The sequence below is a fragment of the uncultured Cellulomonas sp. genome (assembly GCF_963527515.1).
Taxonomy (GTDB): Bacteria; Actinomycetota; Actinomycetes; order Actinomycetales; family Cellulomonadaceae; genus Cellulomonas.
In genome coordinates this window covers 1-21089 of record NZ_CAURTV010000063.1, presented here as the reverse complement: position 1 = coordinate 21089, position 21089 = coordinate 1, and the positions used below count along the sequence as shown (strand labels likewise).

Sequence of the window (21089 nt, the reverse complement as noted above, 5' to 3'; positions counted from 1 at the left end):
GTCGACGCCACCGCCGCGCTGGCCACCGCGCAGCGCGCCGAACAGCTCGCGCAGGACGCGGCCCAGCTGGCGCAGCAGGACGTCGAGTACGCCGAGCAGGCGCAGCTCGGCGGTGGGCAGCTGGGCGGCCGCGGCGGAGGGTTGAACGGCGTCGGCGGGATGGTGCTCGGCGGCATCCTGCTGGACAGCGTCCTGCGCGGCGGCGGTGGCTTCGGCGGCGGGGGCGGCTGGGGCGGCGGCGGAGGGGGCGGCGGAGACGGCGGCGGCTTCGGCGACGGTGGTTTCGGGGGCGGGTTCTGACGAGTGAGCACGGCGGCCGGGACCATCCGGTCGACACGGACGACGAGAGGTACGAGCGATGACCGAGAAGCAGAGCGTGTTCGGGCGGATCACCCAGCTGGCCCGCGCCAACATCAACGCGCTCATCGACCAGGCCGAGGACCCGCAGAAGATGCTGGACCAGCTGGTGCGCGACTACACCAGCTCGATCGGCGAGGCCGAGCGGGCGATCGCGCAGACCATCGGCAACCTGCGCCTGGCCGAGCAGGACTACAACGAGGACGTCTCCGCCGCGCGCGAGTGGGGCAGCAAGGCGCTCGCCGCGTCCAGCCGCGCGGACCAGTACCGCTCCGCCGGGGACACCGCGAACGCCGACAAGTTCGACAACCTGGCCAAGATCGCGCTCGGCAAGCAGCTCACCGCGGAGGGTGAGGTCCGCGACGCGGAGCCGCTCATCGCGTCGCAGCGGGACACCGTCGAGAAGCTGAAGTCCGGCCTCGCGATGATGAAGGACAAGCTTGGCCAGCTGAAGTCCCGCCGGGACACCCTCGTGGCCCGGCAGAAGTCCGCCGAGGCGCAGCAGACCGTGCAGACCGCGATCAGCTCGATCAACGTGCTGGACCCGACCAGCGAGATCGCGCGGTTCGAGGACAAGGTGCGTCGCGAGGAGGCGCTCGCCATGGGCCAGGCCGAGATCGCGGCGTCCTCGCTGGACTCGCAGTTCTCGGAGCTCGAGGCGTCCTCCGCGCAGATCGAGGTCGAGGCACGCCTCGCCGCGCTGAAGTCCGGCCGCGCGCCCGAGCAGCTGGGCGCCACCCGGGTCACCCCCGAGATCGAGGCCTGACAGCACGAGAGCGCCCGATCCCTCGCACAGGGGTCGGGCGCTCTCGTGCGTGCGTGGGTCAGGCGGAGACGGGCTCCTGCGCGGTGGCCCGCACGTGCGCGGCGAAGCTCTGCGCGAGCGCGCGCCCGACGGCGGTCACCTCGGCCTCCCGGGCGGCGAAGGCTGCCAGCACGGCGTCCGTGTCGACCTCCTCGTGGCCGTCCGCCCAGCCGCGCAGCGTCTCGGCGCCGGCCTCGGGGTGGAACTGGACGCCCCAGGCCGAGCCGATGCGGAACGCCTGGTACGGGTACATCGCCGAGGACGCGAGCCAGACCGCACCGCGCGGCAGGTCCACGATCGCGTCGGCGTGCATGCTCGGCTGCGGCGTGGCGCGCCGCTCGTCGGCGAGGTCCACGAGCGCGCCGACGACGGCGTCGCCGATCGCCTCGGGCCGCCACCGGACGTCGATCACGCCGGACTCGCGCCCGGGAGGGGCCGCCACCTGGACCCGACCGCCGCGGGCGGCGGCGAGCAGCTGGGCGCCGAGGCAGATGCCCAGCGTCGGGACGCCCTGGACGCTCGCGTCGGCCAGCAGCGCGCGCAGCTCGGGCAGCCACGGTGCGGTGGCGTCGTCGTGGGCCGACATGTGGCCGCCGAGGACGACGAGGCCGTCCCCGACCTCGTCGGCGATGGGCACGCTCTCACCGGCGAACGCCGCGACGAGGCGCAGCTCGACGTCCCCGAGCCACTCGCCGAAGCGGTCGATCGGGACGTCGGGGGAGCTCTGGATGACGGTGACGACCGGGCGGGGGTCGCCGTGCAGGGGGGAGGTCACGCGGAGACGGTACTCCGAGGGTCCGGGCTGACGGAAAGCGACCGGCGTCCGATCTGCCCGATATTCGCGTCACCTGTCCGGCTTTCGGAGCGGATGAATCTGTCACGCGTGCGCGACATCACGTTCAGCACGTCCGGGGTTCACCCAGCGGGCTCCCAGGCTTCGGGGTCACACTCGGCGTATGTCGCCCTTCCCCTCGGCGTCGTCCCCCGGAACCCCCGAGGCGCGCCTGCTCGTCGTCGACGACGAGCCGAACATCCGCGAGCTCCTGGCCACCTCCCTGCGCTTCGCGGGCTTCGAGGTCCACGCGGCCGCCGACGGTGGCTCCGCGCTGCGCCTCGCCCGCGAGGTCGAGCCGGACCTGGTCGTCCTCGACGTCATGCTCCCCGACATGGACGGGTTCACCGTCACACGACGCCTGCGCGAGAAGGGCCAGCACGTCCCCGTCCTGTTCCTGACCGCGCGCGACGACACCGCCGACAAGGTGCAGGGCCTCACCGTCGGCGGCGACGACTACGTGACCAAGCCGTTCAGCCTCGAGGAGGTCGTCGCCCGGATCCGCGCGGTCCTGCGCCGCACGCGCCCGGGTCTCGACGACGACACCAGCGTGCTGCGGTACGCCGACCTCGAGCTCGACGAGGACTCCCACGAGGTGGTCCGCGCCGGCCAGCCGGTCGACCTGTCCCCCACCGAGTTCAAGCTGCTGCGCTACCTCATGCTCAACCCGGGCCGGGTGCTGTCCAAGTCGCAGATCCTCGACCACGTCTGGCAGTACGACTGGGGCGGCGACGCCAACATCGTCGAGTCCTACATCTCCTACCTGCGCCGCAAGATCGACCAGCTGGAGGGCCCCGACGGCAGCCGCCTGCCCCCGCTGATCCACACCAAGCGCGGGGTGGGCTACCTGCTGCGCGGGTCGTCGTGACGGCTGCGCCGCTGCTGGACGAGCCCGGACCGCCGGTCACCGCCCCGCGACGCAGCTGGATCGCTCCCGTCCGCGACTGGTGGGCGGGGACCACGCTGGTCGCGCGCCTGGTGGCCATCGTCACGGTGCTGCTGGCGTTCGGGCTCGTCGTCGCCGGGGCCACCAGCGCGGCGCTGCTCGAGGGCACGCTCGTCGGGCAGGTCGACAGCAAGCTGCAGGACGAGGGCACCCTGGTGGCGGAGCAGCGGCTCAGCCAGCTCGACCTCACGGGCAACTCGTTCTACACGCCGAGCGACTACTACCTGCGGTACGCGGTGGGCGCGGACGAGCTGCCGATCCTGTCCGAGACGACGCGGGACCAGTACGGCACCCCGGCGGTCCCCTCGATGAGCATCGACCAGGCGTCCGCGCGCCGGGGCGACCCGTTCACGGTCTCCTCCACGCAACCCGGGTCGACGTGGCGGGCCGTGGCCTACAACTTCACGATGCGTGACGGCACCGTCGGCACCGCGGTCATCGCGCTGCCCCTCGGCGACATCCAGCGCACGGTGAAGCACATGACCTTCGTGCTCCTGCTGAGCGGCCTGGGCATCGTGCTGCTCGGTGCCGCCGCGGGTGCCTGGGCGGTGCGGCGCTCGCTCAAGCCCCTGCGGGAGATCGAGACGACCGCCGCGGCCATCGCCGCCGGTGACCTGTCCCAGCGCGTGCCCGCCGCCGCCGAGCACACGGAGGTCGGCCGCCTCGGCGCCGCCCTGAACGGCATGCTCGCCCAGATCGAGCAGGCGTTCGGGGCGCAGACCGCCTCCGAGGCCCGCATGCGCCGGTTCGTCGCCGACGCCTCCCACGAGCTGCGCACCCCCCTGGCCACCATCCGCGGCTACGGAGAGCTGTACCGGATGGGCGCGCTGACCACGACCGACCAGGTCGACGACACCCTGCGCCGCATCGAGCAGTCCGCCACCCGGATGGGCGCGCTCGTCGAGGACCTGCTCGCGCTCGCCCGCCTCGACGAGGGCCGGCCGATGCGCACCGGCCCGGTGGACCTCACGGTGCTCGCCGCCGACGCCGTCAGCGACCTGCACGCCCTCGACCCCTCCCGGCCGGCGCGGCTGGTGCCCCTGGTCGACGGGGCCGCGGGCGCGCCCTGCCTGGTGGTCGGTGAGGAGTCACGGCTGCGCCAGGTGCTGGCCAACCTCGTCGGCAACACCGTCCAGCACACCCCCGCCGGCACGCCGGTGGAGATCGCCGTCGGCACCCTGCCGTCCGGCGAGGGCGTCCTCGAGGTGCGCGACCACGGACCCGGCATCGACCCGGAGCACGCCGCCCGCGTCTTCGAGCGGTTCTACCGGGTGGACGCCAGCCGCGGACGCGACTCGGGCGGAGCCGGCCTGGGCATGGCGATCGTCGCCGCGATCGTCGAGGCGCACGACGGTGCGGTGCGTCTGGAGCAGACACCCGGAGGCGGGACGACGGTCCGTGTCATCCTGCCGGCAGCGGCCCACGCGCCACAGTCCTGAGGGCTACCATGGCGGGTTCCTGCCGTCGGAGTAAGGCTGATCCATGGGCGTCCATGACGCACCGCAGTGGTTGTTGTCCGCATTCGTGCGCAGCGCCGTCGGAGCCGGCGCCACCGCACCGGTCGAGCAGATCCGCGACGCCGGCCAGGCGCTGGTGGACCGGTGGGGCTCGCCGGGCCGGTCGTTCCACAACCTCAAGCACCTGGTCGACGTGCTGATCCACGTGGACGAGCTGGTCGAGGAGACCCACCAGCCGGACATCGTGCGCCTGGCCGCCTGGTACCACGGCGCCATCTTCGACGCCGCCGACCGCAAGGCCTACGCCAACCGCGGCGGTGAGGACGAGATCGCCAGCGCGCGGCTCGCGTACGACGAGCTGCTGGCCCTCGGCGTCCCGGAGGGTCGCGCCCAGCGCGTGCACGACCTCGTCGTCGCCCTGGTCCGGCACGCACCCGACCCCGCGGACTTCGACTGCGCGGTCCTCTGCGACGCCGACCTGGCGATGCTCGCCACCGAGCCGCAGAAGTACAAGGCGTACGTGCAGGACATCCGCACCGAGTACGCGCACCTGCCGGTCGAGGACTACCTGCGCGCCCGCGTGCGCATCATCCACAAGCTGCTGGCCCGGCCGTCCCTGTTCGTCAGCCCGCTCGGGTCCGCCTGGGAGGAGCCCGCGCGGCAGAACCTGTCCGGCGAGCTCCAGCGGCTGGAGAAGGAGCTGCGCGGGATCGACGCGGAGGCGGCTGCCGCGGCGGCGGCCGGTGCTGAGCACCGGAGCGTCGACGAGGGGTCCGACGCCGCCCGGACCTGACGGCTGCGGGTCTGAGCCGCCCACAGCCCGCGCGGCGAGCGATCACCGCACCGGCACGACGCTGCGGACTCGTGCGCCCGCCCGTCCCTCCTACCGTCGTCGGGCATGAGCCGGGTACCACCCGGCCCCCACCGACGGAGGTCCCATGAGCAGGTACGAGGTCGACAGCGCGCAGGTCGCGACGGCGGCGGCGGGCGTCCAGGCGCGCGCGGGCGCCATCCGCGGGGAGGTCGCGGCGATGCACCGCCAGCTGGCCGACCTGCAGGCGTCGTGGCGCGGCGGGGCGGCCACGGCGTTCGCGGGCGTCCTGACCGACTGGTCGGCCACGGAGGCGCGGCTGGACGCCTCGCTCGAGCAGATCGTGGCGGCCATGCAGTCCGCCGCCCGCACCTACGCCGAGGCGGAGACGCAGGCGTCGCGGCTGTTCACCGTGTGAGGAGCGTGCCTACGCTCGGGCCGTGACCGTGCTGGTGGACCCTCCGATGTGGCCGAACCACGGCACGCTCTGGGGCCACCTGGTCAGCGACTCGTCGCTGGAGGAGCTGCACGCGTTCGCGGCCCGGGCCGGCATCCCGCGGCGCGGGTTCGACCGGGACCACTACGACGTCCCGGACGAGCGGATCGAGGAGCTCGTGGCGCTGGGGGCGGAGCTGGTGAGCGCCAAGGAGCTCATCCGCCGGCTGCGGGCGTCGGGGCTGCGGGTGCCGGCACGCGACCGGGATCGGCACCGCTGAGCCGGGACGGCTGTGTCGGCACGGCTGTGTCGGCACGGCTGTGTCGGCACGGCTGTGTCGGCACGGCCGGGCCCGGTCACAGGCCGCTCCGGAGGGCCTCCACCCAGCCGCCCGTCGCCGTGATGTCGGCCCCCGCGGCGCCCGACTCGACGGTGCAGCCGAAGCCGACCACCCACGTGCCGTCCGCCAGCTCGACCTGACCGAGCATCATCGGCGCCGGCAGCGCGCCGAGCAGCCGGCCGAGCGCACCGGGCGACAGCCGCCAGACCTCGCCGGCGATCGGCGCACCGCCGCCGGGTCCCACCCGGAGCAGGCCGGGCTTGCGGGGCTGGGTGTCCAGGGCGACCAGGCGGTAGGCGTCCGACGTGCGGACCGACCGGCCGAACCGGGCGCCCAGCTCCTCCAGCTCGTGGTGCAGGGGCTGGCCGCGCAGGTGGGCGCCGACCACCAGGAGGTCGACGCCGGTCTCGACCACCGGGGCGGGATCCTCGTCGAGCAGGCGGGCCGCGAGGTCGAGGGCCAGCTGGTCGTCGAACGCGCGGGACACCAGGGTCACCCCGAACGGTCCTCCGTCGGCCTGGCCCGCGGGGATCGCGACGGCCGCCAGGTCGAGCAGGTTGACGAAGTTGGTGTACGTGCCGAGGCGCCGGTTGATGGCCACCGGGTCGGCCTGCACCGCGGCGATGGTCGGGTGCTCGGTGGTCGTCGGTAGCAGGAGCAGGTCGCAGCCGTCCAGGACCGCCGCCGCCTCCACCTTGGCGATGGCCAGCCGGGCGCGGTCGCCGACGTAGGCGTGGGCGGGGGTGTCGCGGCCGGCCAGGATGATGGAGCGCACGGTCGGGTCGGCGTCGGGGGCGTCGGACAGGAACGCGCCGACCGCCTCGTACCGCTCGGCCACGATCGCGCCGTCGTACAGCAGGGTGGCCGCGGCCAGCATGCCGGAGATGTCGACCGTCCTGACCTGCGCGCCGACCGCGCGGACGGCCTGCACCGCGGCGTCGAACGCGGCGCGCCAGCCGGCGGAGAGCGGCGCGAGGTCCTCGTCGCGCGGCACCGCCACGACGGGTGCCGCGCCCAGCCCGAGGCGGACGTCGGCCGGCCAGGTCCGCCGTGCCGGGTCGAGCGGGTCCGCGCCGACCATCGTGCGGACGGCCTGGACGCCCAGGTCGAGGTCCCGCGTGAACGTGGTGACCGCGTCGTAGCTCCGGCAGGCGGGCACGACGCCCGTGGTCGGCACGAGGCCGAGCGTGGTCTTGATGCCCACCAGGCCGCCGAACGCCGCCGGGACGCGGCCGGACCCGGCGGTGTCGGTGCCGATGCCGATGTCGGCGATGCCGAGCGCCACCGCGACGGCCGACCCGGAGCTCGACCCGCCGGAGACGCGCTCGGGCAGGGTCGCGTGCCGGACCGCGCCGAACGGGCTGCGGACGCCGACGAGCCCGGTGGCGAACTGGTCGAGGTTGGTCTTGCCCAGCACCACGGCGCCCGCGTCGACCAGCGCCTGCACGGCCGGGGCGGTCGCCGCCGCCGGTCCGGGCCGGCCCGCGGGATCCGTCGCGTACGACGGGCACGCCGCGGTCGTCGGCACCCCCGCGACGTCGATGTTGTCCTTGACGGCCACCGTGCGGCCGGCGAGCGGCAGCACCTCCCCGCGCGCGATCCGGGCGTCGACCACCCGGGCGGAGGCGATCACCGCATCCTCGGGGAGCAGGGTGATCCAGACCTCAGGCCGGTCGACCTCGGCGATCCGGGCGTAGGCGGCACGCACGCGAGCCTCGGCGGTGCTGCCCCCCCGTGCGTCGCGGTCGACAGGCCTCGGCACGCTCGTCACGCCGCCCATCGTCGTCCCCGTCACGCGCCCACCGCCAAGATCGCGAGCGGCGCGCCGGGGGCGACGTGCTGCCCCGGCGCGACGAGGACCTTGAGCACGGTGCCGTCGGCGGGCGCCGTGACCCCGAGCTCGAGCTTCATGGCCTCCAGCGCGACGATCAGGTCGCCCTCCTTGACCTGCTCGCCCGCCCGCGCCTCGATCCGCCAGACGCTGCCCACCATGGGCGCCTCGATCAGGACGCAGCCGTCGAGGAGCTCGATCTCCCCCGGTCCGGCGCCCAGGTCTCCCGCGTGCGCGGGCTCCTCCTCGGCGGCATCGAGCTCACCCGCGAGCGCCCACGCGGCGCGCTCGTCGGCGAACGCCGCGGCCTGCCGGGCCTGGAACTCGGCGATGTCGTCCGCATGCTCGTGCAGGAGCGCCAGGTGGTCGCGGTAGGAGAACGTGCCGTGCTCGACCTCGACGTCCAGCCGCCCGGCGGCGAACGCGTCGCGCTGCGTGAGCAGGTCGGCGGCGGCGACCGGGTGCCACACGATGCGGTCGAAGAACCGCAGCAGCCACGGCTTGCCGGGTTCGAACACCCCGCGCTGCCGGTGCCCCGACCAGATCGGCACCGTGCGGCCCACCAGCTGGTACCCGCCGGGCGAGTCCATGCCGTAGACGCACAGGTACTGACCGCCCAGGCCGACCGTGTCCGCCGCGGTCCATGTCCGGGCCGGGTTGTACTTGGTGGTCATGAGCCGGTGCCGGGGGTCGAGCGGGACGGCCAGCGGGGCGCCGAGGTAGACGTCGCCGAGGCCGAGCACCAGGTACTCGGCGGCCATCATCGTGTCGAACACGTCGTCGGTGGACGGCAGCCCGTTGACCCGCCGGACGAACTCGATGTTCGACGGCAGCCAGGGCGCCTCCGGCCGGACACCCGCCTGGTAGCGGGCCACCGCCTCGGCGATCACGGGGTCGTCGAAGGAGAGCGGCAGGTGGATGCGTCGGCTCGGCACGACGAGGTCCTCCGTGGCGGGCAGCGACGCCTCCAGGCCGACCAGCACGTCGACCAGCGCGCGGACGCCGAGCACCGACGGGTCGACGTGCACGTGCAGGCTGCGGACGCCCGGCGTGATGTCGATGACACCCGGGGTGCCCGCGAGCGCCTCACCCAGCGCGTGCACCCGCATCCGCAGGCCGAGGTCGAGCACCATCGGTCCGTACTCGACCAGCACGTTGTCGTCGCCGCCGCGCAGGTACACCACGTCGGGGTCGCCGGGGAACCGGGCCAGCACGCCGTCGTCGCCGTCGGGACCCGTGAGGACGTCGGGACCCAGGTGCGCCGAGGCGCGCAGGGCGTCGTCCCCGCGCAGCGCGTCCGCGGTGGAGTCCGGCACAGGCACCAGCCGCACGGTGTCCCCGGGACGGATCTGACCCATCTTCCAGCGGTGCCCGACGACCACGGTCAGCGGGCACGCGAACCCGCCGAGGCTGGGGCCGTCGGGCCCGAGCAGGATCGGGGTGTCGCCGGAGACGTTCAGGGCACCCACCGAGTACGGGTTGTCGTGCAGGTTCGACGGGTGCAGCCCCGCCTCTCCGCCGTCGGGCCGCGCCCACTGCGGCTTCGGCCCGGTGAGCCGGATGCCGGTGCGGTTGGCGTGCGTCTGCACGAGCCAGCTGGAGTCGTAGAACATCTGCATGTCCGCGGGCGTGAAGTACGTCGGCGCCGGCTGCGGTCCCTCCTGGACCGCCACCTCCCACTCGTGCACCAGCTGCGGCCGGAGGTCCGCCGGCACCGCGACCGGCTCCGGCCCGTCGGGGACGCCCGGCACGAGGGTGTCACCGACCGCCAGCGCGCGGCCGGTGTACCCGCCGAAGCCGCCCATCGAGAAGGTCGCGGCCGACCCGAGGTACTGGGGCACGTCCAGCCCGCCGCGCAGCAGCACGTACGTGCGCAGACCGGTGTCGTGCGGCGCTCCGACGTCGAGCACGCCACCGGCGGGGACCGTCACCGGCTCCCACTGCGGCACCACGGTCCCGTCCACGGTGACCGGGGCCGCGGCGCCCGTCACGCAGACCACCGCCTCGTGGCTGAACCGCAGGCGCGGACCGGTCAGCGTGCACTCCAGGCCCGGCGCACCCTCGGGGTTGCCCAGCGCGCGGTTGCCCAGCCGGAACGACAGGTCGTCCATGGGCCCCGAGGGCGAGATGCCGACGGCCCAGAACCCGAGCCTGCCCGGCCAGTCCTGCACGGTCGTCATCACCCCGGGCCGGACGACGTCGATGTACGGCTCGTGGTCGGTCACGCCCGCGAGCGTGCCGGTCGTGTGCTCCGCCGCCAGCACCTCCGGCTGCCGCACCGCCTCACGCAGCAGCGGCAGGTTGGTCTGCACCCCGGTGAACCGGGTGGCGGCGAGCGCCCTGGCCGACGCCGCGAACGCCGACGCACGGTCCGCCGCGTGCACGATCACCTTGGCCAGCATCGGGTCGTAGTGGCTGGTCACCTGCTGGCCGGTCTCCGCCCACGCATCGACGCGCACCGCCGGGTCGTCCGGGTAGACGACCTCGGTGAGCAGCCCGGCGCTGGGCTGGTAGTCCTTGCGCGGGTCCTCGGCGTACACGCGGACCTCGACGGCGTGGCCGACGATCGCCGGACCCTCGTCGGGAACCTCGTCCAAGAACGAGGACTCGCCCTGGGCCAGCTGCAGCATCCACGCCACCAGGTCGACGCGCGTCACGGCCTCGGTCACGGGGTGCTCCACCTGCAGCCGCGTGTTGACCTCGAGGAACGACGCCTCGCCGCGGTCCACGTCGTACACGTACTCGACCGTCCCCGCCGACCGGTACGCCACCGACGCCGTCAGCGCGCGGGCCGACTCGTGCAGCATCGACCGGACGTCGTCGGGGAGCGCCGGCGCCGGGGCCTCCTCGACCACCTTCTGGTTGCGCCGCTGCAGCGAGCAGTCGCGGTCGCCCAGGCTGACCACGCGCCCCGCTCCGTCTCCGAAGACCTGCACCTCCAGGTGCCGTGCGCGGGACACGAACCGCTCCAGGAACACCCCGGCGCTGCCGAAGCTGGCCGCCGCCAGACGCTGCACCCGGTCGAACGCGGCGACCAGCTGGTCGGCGTCGGCACACGCCTGCATGCCGATGCCGCCCCCGCCGCCGACCGCCTTGACCATCACGGGGTAGCCCACCGCCGACGCCGCCGCGAGCGCCTCCTCGACCGAGCCCAGCAGCCCGCTGCCCGCGACCAGCGGCACGCCCGCCGCCTCGGCCGCCTGGCGCGCGCGGTGCTTGTCCCCGAACACCGACAGCTGCGCCGGCGTCGGGCCCACGAACGCGAGCCCCGCCGCCTCGACCTCGCGCGCGAACTGCGCGTTCTCGGACAGGAACCCGTACCCGGGGTGGATCGCGCCGGCACCGGTCTCGGCGGCGGCGTGCAGCACGAGCTCGGGCCGCAGGTAGCTCTCGCCGGCCGCCGCGGGTCCGAGCCGCACCGCCACGTCCGCCAGCCGCACGTGCGGGGCCGCCGCGTCGGCGTCCGAGTAGACCGCCACGGTCTTGAGGCCGAGCTCCCGCGCGCTGCGCAGGATGCGGACGGCGATCTCCCCGCGGTTGGCCACGAGCAGGGTGTCGAACACGGCGTCCCCCGGGTGCGGTCGGACCGGACCCCTGAGGCTCCGGCGCGGGATGTATACACCCCGGTATCCGGCACGCTACGGAGACCGTGTTTCCCACCCGGCGCCCGGGCGTAAACGCTGCGTTACGACCGGCCCCTGCACGACGTCCGAGCATCTGCGCGCTCTGACGACCACATGCTCGGACGTTGCAGATGTCCACGGCTAGCGTCCGAGCAGATGCAGGTCCTGGCCTTCCTCCGCTCGGACGTTGCGGGGTGGGGCAGGTCAGCCCGCGAGCGCCATGCGGGTCATCGACCTCGTCGCGCGCTCCATGACGACCTCGAGCGACTCCCCCACGTGCTTGTGCAGCGCAGTCAGGGCCGACGGCAGCTCCCGGGCGAGCACCAGGGTGAGGATCTCCAGGTGCTCGTCGATGGTCGCGGTGATGCGGTCCGGCTCGACGAAGTCGTGCATGCGCACCGCGCGGATCTTCTGGTTCACGGTGACCAGGGCACCGGTGAGCTGGGTGTTGCCCGAGGACCGGGAGAGCACCTGGTGGAACCCCTCGTCGAAGAGCACGAAGCTGGCGTCCGGCTCGGGCGGGGCGTCGCGCAGCTCGGCCCACTTGTCGCGCTCGGTCACCAGCATCGCCTCGTCGTGCCGGACCTGCGGGTTCTCGATGGCCCGCGCGATGCCGCGCAGCTCGAGGGTGATGCGCAGCTCGTACAGGTTGCGCAGGTCCTCCAGGCTCGGCACGACGACGGCGTACCCGAAGTCGGTGCGCTCCACCAGGCCGTCGGACAGCAGCCGCGACAGCGCCTCGCGCACCGGGGTCCGCGACACGTCGAACTGCTTGCCGAGCTTGGGCTCCGTCAGCCGCTCCCGCGGCGAGACTCGTCCGTTGAGGATCTCGTCGCGCAGCTGCTGATAGACCACGTCCCGCAGGGAGCGGGGATCCTCCGTGCTCATGGTCACGAAGCGTAGACCTCGCAGTCCGGGCCGACGGTCACAGGGCCATCGCGGCGCGCACGTCGGCCTCCTGGTCGGCCCCGCCGGCGCCCGAGCGCGTCACCCGTCCGGACTCCAGCACGTAGTACTGACCGGCCGCGGCCAGGGCGAAGCCGACGTGCTGCTCGACCAGCAGGACCGACAGCCCGCCGTCGCGGGTCAGGGTGCCGATGGCGTCCTCGATCTCCTGCACGACCGACGGCTGGATGCCCTCGGTCGGCTCGTCGAGGATCAGGACGCGCGGGCCGGTGAGCAGCGCGCGGGCGATGGCGAGCTGCTGGCGCTGACCGCCCGAGAGGAGTCCGGCGCGCCGGCCGAGCAGGTCGCGCAGCGCCGGGAACAGGTCGAGCGCGTCGTCCATGCGGGCGGCTCCCGCCGACCCGGCGCCGTCCGCGACCAGCTGGAGGTTCTCCCGCGCGGTGAGCTGCCCGAACGACTGCTGGCCCTGCGGCACGTACGCCAGCCCGCGACGCACCCGCTGGTGCGGACGCAGCCGAGACACGTCCTCACCGAGCAGGGTCACGCGACCGCTGCGCACCGGCAGCAGCCCGACCGCGGCGCGCAGGAGCGTCGTCTTGCCGGCGCCGTTGTGGCCCATGACCGCGGTCACCCCGCCGTCGGCCACGGAGATGTCGACCCCGTGCACCACGGACGTGCGGCCGTACCCGACGTGCACCCCGGTCAGCTCAAGCATCGGACGCCCCCTTGGAGGAACCACGTGCGCCCGCGCCGCGGCCCAGGTACACCTCGACCACCCTCGGGTCCGCCTGCACCTGCGCCACCGTTCCCTCGCTGAGCACCGACCCCTGGTGCAGGACCGTCACCGACGAGGCGAAGCTGCGCAGGAACTCCATGTCGTGCTCGACGACGACCACCGTGCGCTGCGCCCCGATCCGTTGGAGCAGCAGCCCGGTCTCCTCGCGCTCGGCCTGGCTCATGCCCGCCACGGGCTCGTCGAGGAGCAGCAGCCGGGCGTCCTGCACGAGGAGCATCCCGATCTCCAGCCACTGCTTCTGCCCGTGCGCGAGCACCCCCGCCTGCTGGTCGCGCAGGTGCGTCAGGCCGACCGTCTCGAGCGCCGCCTCGACGGCCTCGGGGATCCCGCGTCGCCGGCGCAGCATGACCCGTGCCTTCCGGCCGGAACCGGCCGCGATGTCGAGGTTCTGCAGCACGGTCAGCTCGTCGAACACGCTGGCCGTCTGGAACGTCCGGCCGACCCCGGCGCGGGCCACCCGGTGTGACGGCCTCCCCACCAGCTCCACACCGCCGAACCGGATGGACCCCGTCGCCGGCGCCAGCCCCGTGATGGCGTCGACGATCGTGGTCTTGCCGGCTCCGTTGGGGCCGATGAGGAACCGCAGGTCCCCCTGCGTCACGGTCAGGTCGACGCCCGCCACGGCGACGAACCCGTCGAACACCACCCGAAGGCCGCGGATCTCGAGGTAGTCGTGCCGGAACCGGGACTCGTCGGCCGCGAGGACCTGCTCGAGCGCGTCGGGGTCCAGGGACCCCTCGCCGATCAGGGGTGCGGCGGTCGTCGGCATCTCCTCGCTCACGCGGTCCTCCCGGAGGTCTCGAGGGCCGCGGGCTCGGGGACCGGGGCAGGCTCCGACTGCTTCACCCGGCGGCGGAACACGCGGCTGATCGTCGCCAGCCCGTTCGGCAGGAACGCGACGACGAGGATGAACAGCGCGCCCTGGAAGTAGATCCAGAACGACGGGAACGACTCCGACAGGCTCGTCTCCGCCCATGACACCCCGATCGCGCCGAGCACCGGCCCCAGCAGGGTGGCGCGTCCGCCGATCGCCACACCGACCAGGAACCCGATCGAGGGCACGACGCCGACGTCGGCCGGCGAGATGATCCCGACGATCGGCGTGAACAGCGCCCCGCCGATCGCGGCGAAGCACGCGGCGATCGCGTAGGCGACCACCTTGACCAGCGCGGGGTCGTAGCCGAGGAACCGGACGCGGTTCTCCTGGTCGCGCACCGCCACCAGCAGCTCGCCGTAGCGCGAGCTCATCACCAGCCGCACGATGGCCACCATCGCGAGCAGGACGCCCGCGGCGATGAAGTAGAGCATCCGCTTGTTCACCGGGTCGGCGAGCGTGAACCCGAAGAACGACCGGAACCCGTTGAGCCCGTTGGTGCCGCCGGTGACCTTCTGCTGGCCGACCAGCAGGATGGCGAACGCGGCCGCGAGCGCCTGCGACAGGATCGCGAAGTACGCGCCCCGGACGCGCCGCGTGAACACCGCGAGCCCGAGCAGGGTGGCCACCAGCGCGGGCAGCAGCAGGATCGCCAGGAGGGTGACCACCGGGCTGCGGAACGGTTCCCACCAACCGGGCACCGTGCCGTCGCCGTACAGGAGCATGAAGTCGGGGACCCCGCCGGGGCCGGCGTCGGAGAGCTTGAGGTGCATAGCCATGAGGTAGCCGCCGAGGCCGAAGAACACGCCCTGCCCGAGCACCAGCATCCCGCCGCGCCCCCACGCCAGCCCGATGCCGACGGCGACCATGGCGAGGCAGCAGAACTTGGCCAGCAGGTTGAGCCGGAAGTCGGAGAGCAGCGCGGGCGCGACGCCGAAGAGCACCACGGCGGCGACCACCAGACCGCCCCAGACCCGGATGCGGGGGCTCATGCGAGGCTCCGGGTGCGCACCGAGACGAGCCCCTGCGGCCTGACCTGCAGGAACGCGACGATCACGACGAACAGCAGCACCTTGGCCAGGCTCGCCGTCGTCGAGTACTCGAAGCCCGCCGAGAGCAGTCCCAGCCCGAACGCGGCGATCACCGCGCCCTTGAGCTGCCCGATCCCGCCGACCACCACCACGAGGAAGGCGTCGACGATGTAGTTGGTGCCCACGGTCGGGCCGACCGACCCGAGCAGGGTGAGCGCCACGCCCGCCACGCCGGCCACCCCGGACCCGAGGAAGAAGGTCAGCCGGTCCGTGGCGCGCGTCGAGATCCCAGACGTCTCGGCGAGGTCGCGGTTCTGCACGGTGGCCCGGATGCGTCGGCCGAGGGGGCTGAGCTTGAGCAGGAGCGCGAGGGCGACCACGCACAGGATGGCCAGCGCCAGGATGAACAGCCGCGTCCGCGGGATCCCGACGCCGAGGATGGGCACCGCCCCGGACAGCCACGCCGGTGCGCGGACGTCGACGTTGGGGGCGCCGAACACGTCGCGCGCCAGCTGCTGGAGCACCAGCGCGACGCCGAAGGTGACCAGCAGCGTGTCCAGCGGCCTCGTGTACATCCGCGAGATGAGCGTGACCTCGAGGACCAGCCCGAGCAGGCCGCCGACGAGGAACCCGATCACCAGCGAGACCAGCAGGGAGACCCCGGCGTCGGCGACCACCTTCTGCACGACGAACGCGGTGTAGGCGCCGGCCATCATGAACTCACCGTGCGCCATGTTGATGACGCCCATCTGGCCGAACGTCAGCGCCAGGCCGAGGGCCGCGAGCAGCAGCACCGACCCCAGGCTGAGGCCCGCGAAGAGCTGTGAGACGAGCGCATCCATCGGGACCCGCCTTCCTGTCCGTGCGAGGGGGCGGTGGCCCGGCGTCACAGCGGTGCGGCGGGGCCACCGCGTCAGGGGTGGGTCAGGACAGGCCCTCGGCCCAGTCGTAGCCCTCGAGGAACGGGTCCGGCTCGATGGGGCCGTCCGACGACCACTCGGTGTAGATGAGCCCGTCGGGGCCGATCTTGCCGATGAGCGCGGTCTTGGCGATGTGGTGGTTGTCGCCGTTCACCGTGACCGTGCCCTCGGGGGCGTCGAACGTCACGCCGCCGGCCGCCTCCTGGATGGCGCCGACCTCGAACGACTCGGCCTTCTCGACCATTCCCTTCCAGAGGTAGAGCGAGGTGTACGCCGCCTCCATGGGGTCGGACGTCACGCGCTCGTCGCCGAACTTGGCCTTGAACGCCGCGACGAACGTGGTGTTCTCGGGGCTCTCGACCGTCTGGTAGTAGTTCCACGCGGTGAGCTGTCCGACGATGTTGTCGATGCCGATGCCGCCGACCTCCTCCTCGGCGATCGACACCGAGACCACGGGGAGGGTGTCCGCGGCCAGGCCGACGTTCTTGTACTCCTTGAAGAACGCGACGTTGGAGTCACCGTTGAGGGTGTTGAACACCGCGTCGGCGCCCGAGCCCTTGAGCTTGTTCACGATCGTCGCGAAGTCGGTGTGACCGAGCGGGGCGTACTCCTCGCCGACGATCTCGACGTCGTTGGCGCCGGCCCAGGCGACGATCTCCTTGTTGGCCGTGCGCGGGAACACGTAGTCGGACCCGACGAGGAAGATCTTCGACTTGCCCTGCTCCTTGAGGTAGTCCATGCCGGGCAGGATCTGCTGGTTGGTCGTCGCGCCCGTATAGAAGATGTTGGGCGACGCCTCCAGGCCCTCGTACTGGACCGGGTAGAACAGCAGGGAGTCCTTGGCCTCGAAGACGGGGAGCATCGCCTTGCGCGACGAGGACGTCCAGCCGCCGAACACCGCGGCGACGCAGTCGGACGAGATGAGCTTCTCGGCCTTCTCCGCGAACACCGTCGGCTCGGAGGCGCCGTCCTCCGCCACGATCTCGAGCTGCTTGCCCAGCACACCACCGTCGGCGTTGATCTCCTCGGCGGCCAGGTCGAGGGCGTCCCGCACGGTCTGCTCGGAGATCGCCATGGTGCCGGACAGCGAGTTGAGGAACCCGATCTTCACGGTGTCACCGGACGTGTCGACGCACGACGCCGACGACGCCGAGCTGTCGGCGCCGGGGTCGTCGGAGGTGCGGGCGCCACAGCCGGCGACGCCGAGGGCGACGGCCAGGGCGGCCGCCGGGAGGGCGAGTGCGCGCGTGCTGAATCTGGTCTGTGTCTTCAACGGACCATGCCTTTCGCTTCGGTTAGCTGAGGGGCAGTGCCGGACCCGGGCATCGGGCAGCACGCGTCACCGCGCTGTGTCCCGCGCTGTATACATCCCTGTGCCCATGGGTGATGAACCTAGGGACGGGGTGTTTCCGGCAGGGGCGAGCCCTCGTAAACGGTCTGTTTCCGGTCGATCCCGATCGCGTCACGGGCGGCGATACTCTCGACGGATGCCGCACCTGCGCCCGCTGGACCAGTCGTCGAAGCTCAAGAACGTGCTCTACGAGATCCGCGGGTCCGCCCGGGACGAGGTGGTCCGGCTCGAGGCAGAGGGTCACACGATCCTGCGGCTCAACACCGGCAACCCTGCGGCGTTCGGGTTCGAGGCCCCGCACCAGATCGTCCGCGACGTCATCGCCGCCATCCCCCACGCGCACGGCTACACCGACTCGCGCGGCATCCTCAGCGCGCGCCGCGCCGTGGTCACGCGGTACGAGACCGAGCCGGGCTTCCCCGAGATCGACGTCGACGACGTCTACCTCGGCAACGGGGTGTCCGAGCTCATCACCATGGTCATGCAGGCGCTGCTCGACGAGGGCGACGAGGTGCTCATCCCGTCCCCGGACTACCCCCTGTGGACCGCGATGACCTCGCTGTCCGACGGAGTCCCCGTGCACTACCGCTGCGACGAGGACGCGGACTGGGAACCGGACCTGGAGCACCTCCGGTCACTGGTCACGCCACGGACCAAGGCGATCGTCGTCATCAACCCGAACAACCCCACCGGCGCGGTCTACTCGCGCACCGTGCTGGAGGGCATCGTCGCGATCGCCCGGGAGCACAGCCTCCTGCTGCTCGCCGACGAGATCTACGACCGCATCCTGTTCGACGGCGCGGAGCACATCCCGCTCGCGTCCGTCGCGCCGGACCTGCTGTGCCTCACGTTCAACGGCCTCTCCAAGACGTACCGCGTGGCGGGCTACCGCTCCGGCTGGCTGGTCGTCACCGGCCCGCGCGAGCACGCGACCGGCTTCCTGGAGGGCATCACCCTGCTGGCGTCGACCCGCCTGTGCCCCAACGTCCCCGCCCAGCACGCGGTCCAGGCCGCCCTCGGCGGGGTGCAGAGCATCGACGCCCTGATCGCCCCCGGCGGCCGCCTGCACGAGCAGCGGGACGTGGCCTGGCGCGGGCTGACCTCGATCCCCGGCGTCGACTGCGTCCGCCCCGACGGAGCGCTGTACCTGTTCCCGCGCCTCGACCCGGAGGTGCACGAGATCCGCGACGACGCCCGCCTGGTGTACGACCTGCTGGTCAGCGAGCACATCCTGCTGGTCCAGGGCACGGGCTTCAACTGGCCCACCCCCGACCACCTGCGCATCGTCACGCTCCCGGAGGCGAGGGTCCTGCAGGAGGCCATCGAACGCATGGGCAACTTCCTGAGCAGCTACCGCCAGTAGTCAGCGAGCTCGCCGAGCTCGTCACTTGCGGCCGAACTCGTCAGCTCTGACTGACGAGTTCGCCGCGGACTGACGAGTTCGGCGCAGGCCTCGACCCGGACTGACGGGCGCGGCCCGGACTGCGGGGACAGCGAACGGGCCGGCCACCCGAAGGTGACCGGCCCGTCCAGAGACTGCTAGCGCCTCAGCTGCGGATCAGAACCCGCCGCCGAAGTCGTCGCCGCCACCGCCACCGGCCGGCGCGTTGTTGCGCTCCGGCTTGTCAGCCACGACGGCCTCGGTGGTGAGGAACAGCGCCGCGATGGACGCGGCGTTCTGCAGGGCGGAGCGCGTGACCTTCACCGGGTCGTTGACGCCCGCGGCGAGCAGGTCCTCGTACGTGTTGGTCGCGGCGTTGAGGCCGTGACCCACGGGGAGGTTGCGCACCTTCTCGGCGACGACGCCACCCTCGAGACCGGCGTTGATCGCGATCTGCTTGAGCGGGGCCTCGATCGCGAGCTTCACGATCGCGGCACCGGTCGCCTCGTCGCCCTCGAGCTTGAGGTCGGCGAACGCCGTCTTGCCGGCCTGGATGAGCGCCACGCCGCCACCGGCGACGATGCCCTCCTCGACGGCCGCCTTGGCGTTGCGCACGGCGTCCTCGATGCGGTGCTTGCGCTCCTTGAGCTCGACCTCGGTGGCCGCGCCCGCCTTGATGACGGCGACGCCACCGGCCAGCTTGGCCAGACGCTCCTGCAGCTTCTCGCGGTCGTAGTCCGAGTCGGAGTTCTCGATCTCGGCACGGATCTGCGAGACGCGGCCCTGGATCTGGGCGGCGTCGCCGGAGCCCTCGACGATGGTGGTCTCGTCCTTGGTGACGACGATCTTGCGCGCCGTGCCGAGGACCTCGAGGCCCACCGTGTCGAGCTTGAGACCGACGGTCTCGGAGACGACCTGGCCACCGGTGAGGATGGCCATGTCCTGCAGCATCGCCTTGCGGCGGTCGCCGAAGCCGGGGGCCTTGACGGCGACCGACTTGAACAGGCCACGGATCTTGTTGACGACGAGCGTGGCCAGGGCCTCGCCCTCCACGTCCTCCGCGACGATGAACAGCGGCTTGCCGGCCTGGATGACCTTCTCCAGCAGCGGCAGCAGGTCCTTGACGTTCGAGATCTTCGACTCGACGAGCAGCACGTAGGCGTCCTCGAGGACGGCCTCCTGGCGCTCCGGGTCGGTCACGAAGTACGCCGACAGGAAGCCCTTGTCGAAACGCATGCCCTCGGTCAGCTCCAGCTCGAGGCCCAGCGCGCTGGACTCCTCGACGGTGATGACGCCTTCCTTGCCGACCTTGTCGAGCGCCTCGGCGATGAGGTCGCCGATCGCCTGGTCGCCGGCGGAGATCGCGGCCGTGGCCGCGATCTGCTCCTTGGTCTCGACCTCCTTGGCCTGCGCGAGCAGGGCGATGGTGACGGCCTCGACGGCCTTCTCGATGCCCTTCTTCAGGGCGATCGGGTTGGCACCGGCCGCGACGTTGCGCAGGCCCTCGCGCACCATGGCCTGGGCGAGCACGGTGGCGGTGGTGGTGCCGTCGCCAGCGACGTCGTCCGTCTTCTTGGCGACCTCCTTGACGAGCTCCGCACCGATCTTCTCGAAGGGGTCCTCGAGGTCGATCTCCTTGGCGATGGAGACGCCGTCGTTGGTGATCGTGGGGGCGCCCCACTTCTTGTCCAGGACGACGTTGCGGCCCTTCGGGCCGAGGGTGACCTTGACGGTGTCGGCGAGGATGTTGAGTCCCCGCTCGATGCCGCGGCGGGCCTCCTCGTTGAAGGCAATGATCTTGGCCATGGGGCTGTGATCCTTCACTGGGTTCGGTCGGCCGAGGGTGCCCGCGACGGACGAGCACGCCGCCCGCGGTCTTGTCCCGCGTGCGACGGCCCTCACCGGACGGCCGTGGTGATTCTGTCACTCTCCACCGGAGAGTGCTAAGTCCAATGGTTAGCACTCGACCCCCGAGAGTGCAAGCAGCGTTCGCCCAGAGCACCGCTCGCAGGAGGCCGCTGCAGCTAGGGTGCGGCGTGTGCTCCGTCACGTCGACGACGTCGTCCCGGCCCCCGCGCGCGCCCTCGTGCGCGGTCACCGGCACGCGCACCGGTCGCGCAGGCACGGCGTCCTGGCGCTGAGCGCGCTGGTCACGGCCCTGACGATGGCGGTCGTCGCCACGCTGCCCACCGGCGCGCTGGCCACGGAGGAGCCCGCGGCGCCCGTCGCGCCGGCCCCTCGCTACGCGACCATCCCCCTGTACCTCGAGGGCCTCACCACCATGCCGGGCGGCCTGCGCGTCCCGCTCGCCGTCGGCACCGACGCCACGTTCCTGGCGGGCACCCACGTCGTCGATCCGGCCGCGACGACGCTCGCGCACGTGGTCGGCGGG

At 72.7% G+C, this 21089-nt stretch carries 17 protein-coding genes and 2 pseudogenes; 9 read left to right on the top strand and 10 right to left on the bottom strand.

Annotated elements, in window-relative coordinates; all coding sequences use genetic code 11:
• Both RYN42_RS13820 and RYN42_RS13815 read left to right on the top strand, forming a co-directional pair.
• Window positions 1–300: pseudogene (locus tag RYN42_RS13820) on the top strand (hypothetical protein); the annotation flags it as partial.
• A gap of 58 nt (window positions 301–358) precedes the next feature.
• Window positions 359–1123, top strand: coding sequence for a PspA/IM30 family protein (locus RYN42_RS13815; RefSeq protein WP_315097036.1), 765 nt, complete (start codon window positions 359–361; stop codon window positions 1121–1123).
• Window positions 1124–1181: 58 nt separating this feature from the next.
• Here the strand turns inward: RYN42_RS13815 and RYN42_RS13810 are convergent, their stop codons facing one another.
• Window positions 1182–1937 carry a type 1 glutamine amidotransferase gene (locus RYN42_RS13810; RefSeq protein WP_315097035.1) on the bottom strand — a complete coding sequence of 252 codons (756 nt, stop codon included), beginning with the start codon at window positions 1935–1937 and terminating at the stop codon, window positions 1182–1184.
• Between the two features lie 181 nt (window positions 1938–2118).
• On the opposite strand from RYN42_RS13810, the gene RYN42_RS13805 reads away from it, so the two are divergent.
• The 5 genes from RYN42_RS13805 (at window position 2119) to RYN42_RS13785 (ending at window position 5924) form a co-directional block, all read left to right on the top strand.
• Window positions 2119–2862 (top strand): response regulator transcription factor, encoded by a 744-nt coding sequence (locus RYN42_RS13805; protein WP_315097033.1) that lies wholly within the window; start codon window positions 2119–2121, stop codon window positions 2860–2862.
• On the top strand, window positions 2859–4379 hold the full coding sequence (locus RYN42_RS13800; protein WP_315097031.1) for a HAMP domain-containing sensor histidine kinase: 1521 nt from the start codon (window positions 2859–2861) through the stop codon (window positions 4377–4379). Before RYN42_RS13805 ends, RYN42_RS13800 begins: the two co-directional genes overlap by 4 nt.
• Before the next feature lie 43 nt (window positions 4380–4422).
• On the top strand, window positions 4423–5190 hold the full coding sequence (locus RYN42_RS13795; protein ID WP_315097029.1) for a hypothetical protein: 768 nt from the start codon (window positions 4423–4425) through the stop codon (window positions 5188–5190).
• 145 nt (window positions 5191–5335) lie between these two features.
• Window positions 5336–5626, top strand: a complete 291-nt coding sequence (locus RYN42_RS13790; RefSeq protein ID WP_315097027.1) for a WXG100 family type VII secretion target — start codon at window positions 5336–5338, stop codon at window positions 5624–5626.
• Window positions 5627–5648: 22 nt separating this feature from the next.
• On the top strand, window positions 5649–5924 hold the full coding sequence (locus RYN42_RS13785; protein ID WP_315097026.1) for a DUF4031 domain-containing protein: 276 nt from the start codon (window positions 5649–5651) through the stop codon (window positions 5922–5924).
• 76 nt (window positions 5925–6000) lie between these two features.
• Here the strand turns inward: RYN42_RS13785 and atzF are convergent, their stop codons facing one another.
• The 8 genes from atzF to urtA all read right to left on the bottom strand — a co-directional run bounded on the left by atzF (window position 6001) and on the right by urtA (window position 17238).
• Window positions 6001–7779: an allophanate hydrolase gene (atzF, locus tag RYN42_RS13780; RefSeq protein ID WP_315097024.1), complete on the bottom strand. Its 1779-nt coding sequence runs from the start codon at window positions 7777–7779 to the stop codon at window positions 6001–6003.
• Window positions 7776–11378, bottom strand: a complete 3603-nt coding sequence (gene uca, locus RYN42_RS13775) for an urea carboxylase (RefSeq protein WP_315097022.1) — start codon at window positions 11376–11378, stop codon at window positions 7776–7778. Before uca ends, atzF begins: the two co-directional genes overlap by 4 nt.
• Window positions 11379–11642: 264 nt before the next feature.
• The gene (locus RYN42_RS13770; RefSeq protein ID WP_315097020.1) at window positions 11643–12326 is read right to left on the bottom strand and encodes a GntR family transcriptional regulator; all 684 of its coding nucleotides are present in this window, start codon (window positions 12324–12326) and stop codon (window positions 11643–11645) included.
• A gap of 37 nt (window positions 12327–12363) precedes the next feature.
• Window positions 12364–13059 (bottom strand): urea ABC transporter ATP-binding subunit UrtE, encoded by a 696-nt coding sequence (gene urtE, locus RYN42_RS13765; RefSeq protein ID WP_315097019.1) that lies wholly within the window; start codon window positions 13057–13059, stop codon window positions 12364–12366.
• Window positions 13052–13921: an urea ABC transporter ATP-binding protein UrtD gene (urtD, locus tag RYN42_RS13760; protein WP_315097018.1), complete on the bottom strand. Its 870-nt coding sequence runs from the start codon at window positions 13919–13921 to the stop codon at window positions 13052–13054. Before urtD ends, urtE begins: the two co-directional genes overlap by 8 nt.
• Window positions 13918–15006 carry an urea ABC transporter permease subunit UrtC gene (gene urtC / locus RYN42_RS13755; RefSeq protein ID WP_315097016.1) on the bottom strand — a complete coding sequence of 363 codons (1089 nt, stop codon included), beginning with the start codon at window positions 15004–15006 and terminating at the stop codon, window positions 13918–13920. The genes urtD and urtC overlap by 4 nt, the downstream gene beginning before the upstream one ends.
• Window positions 15003–15887: an urea ABC transporter permease subunit UrtB gene (gene urtB, locus RYN42_RS13750; protein ID WP_315097014.1), complete on the bottom strand. Its 885-nt coding sequence runs from the start codon at window positions 15885–15887 to the stop codon at window positions 15003–15005. Before urtB ends, urtC begins: the two co-directional genes overlap by 4 nt.
• 82 nt (window positions 15888–15969) lie before the next feature.
• Window positions 15970–17238 (bottom strand): urea ABC transporter substrate-binding protein, encoded by a 1269-nt coding sequence (urtA, locus tag RYN42_RS13745; protein ID WP_315097013.1) that lies wholly within the window; start codon window positions 17236–17238, stop codon window positions 15970–15972.
• Between the two features lie 214 nt (window positions 17239–17452).
• Between urtA and RYN42_RS13740 the strand changes: the two genes are divergently transcribed.
• Window positions 17453–18679, top strand: coding sequence for a pyridoxal phosphate-dependent aminotransferase (locus RYN42_RS13740; protein WP_315097012.1), 1227 nt, complete (start codon window positions 17453–17455; stop codon window positions 18677–18679).
• A 195-nt stretch (window positions 18680–18874) separates the two neighbouring features.
• On the opposite strand, the gene groL is transcribed toward RYN42_RS13740, so the two are convergent.
• Window positions 18875–20503: a chaperonin GroEL gene (gene groL / locus RYN42_RS13735; protein WP_315097011.1), complete on the bottom strand. Its 1629-nt coding sequence runs from the start codon at window positions 20501–20503 to the stop codon at window positions 18875–18877.
• Window positions 20504–20735: 232 nt separating this feature from the next.
• Between groL and RYN42_RS13730 the strand changes: the two are divergent.
• Window positions 20736–21089, top strand: a pseudogene (locus RYN42_RS13730) (hypothetical protein); the annotation flags it as partial.

Coding starts and splice junctions, on each gene's coding strand:
- RYN42_RS13815 (WP_315097036.1), top strand. CDS start 359: ATGACCGAGAAGCAGAGCGTGTTCGGGCGGATCACCCAGCTGGCCCGC.
- RYN42_RS13805 (WP_315097033.1), top strand. CDS start 2,119: ATGTCGCCCTTCCCCTCGGCGTCGTCCCCCGGAACCCCCGAGGCGCGC.
- RYN42_RS13795 (WP_315097029.1), top strand. CDS start 4,423: ATGGGCGTCCATGACGCACCGCAGTGGTTGTTGTCCGCATTCGTGCGC.
- RYN42_RS13790 (WP_315097027.1), top strand. CDS start 5,336: ATGAGCAGGTACGAGGTCGACAGCGCGCAGGTCGCGACGGCGGCGGCG.
- RYN42_RS13770 (WP_315097020.1), bottom strand. CDS start 12,326: ATGAGCACGGAGGATCCCCGCTCCCTGCGGGACGTGGTCTATCAGCAG.
- urtE (WP_315097019.1), bottom strand. CDS start 13,059: ATGCTTGAGCTGACCGGGGTGCACGTCGGGTACGGCCGCACGTCCGTG.
- urtC (WP_315097016.1), bottom strand. CDS start 15,006: ATGAGCCCCCGCATCCGGGTCTGGGGCGGTCTGGTGGTCGCCGCCGTG.
- urtB (WP_315097014.1), bottom strand. CDS start 15,887: ATGGATGCGCTCGTCTCACAGCTCTTCGCGGGCCTCAGCCTGGGGTCG.
- RYN42_RS13740 (WP_315097012.1), top strand. CDS start 17,453: ATGCCGCACCTGCGCCCGCTGGACCAGTCGTCGAAGCTCAAGAACGTG.
- groL (WP_315097011.1), bottom strand. CDS start 20,503: ATGGCCAAGATCATTGCCTTCAACGAGGAGGCCCGCCGCGGCATCGAG.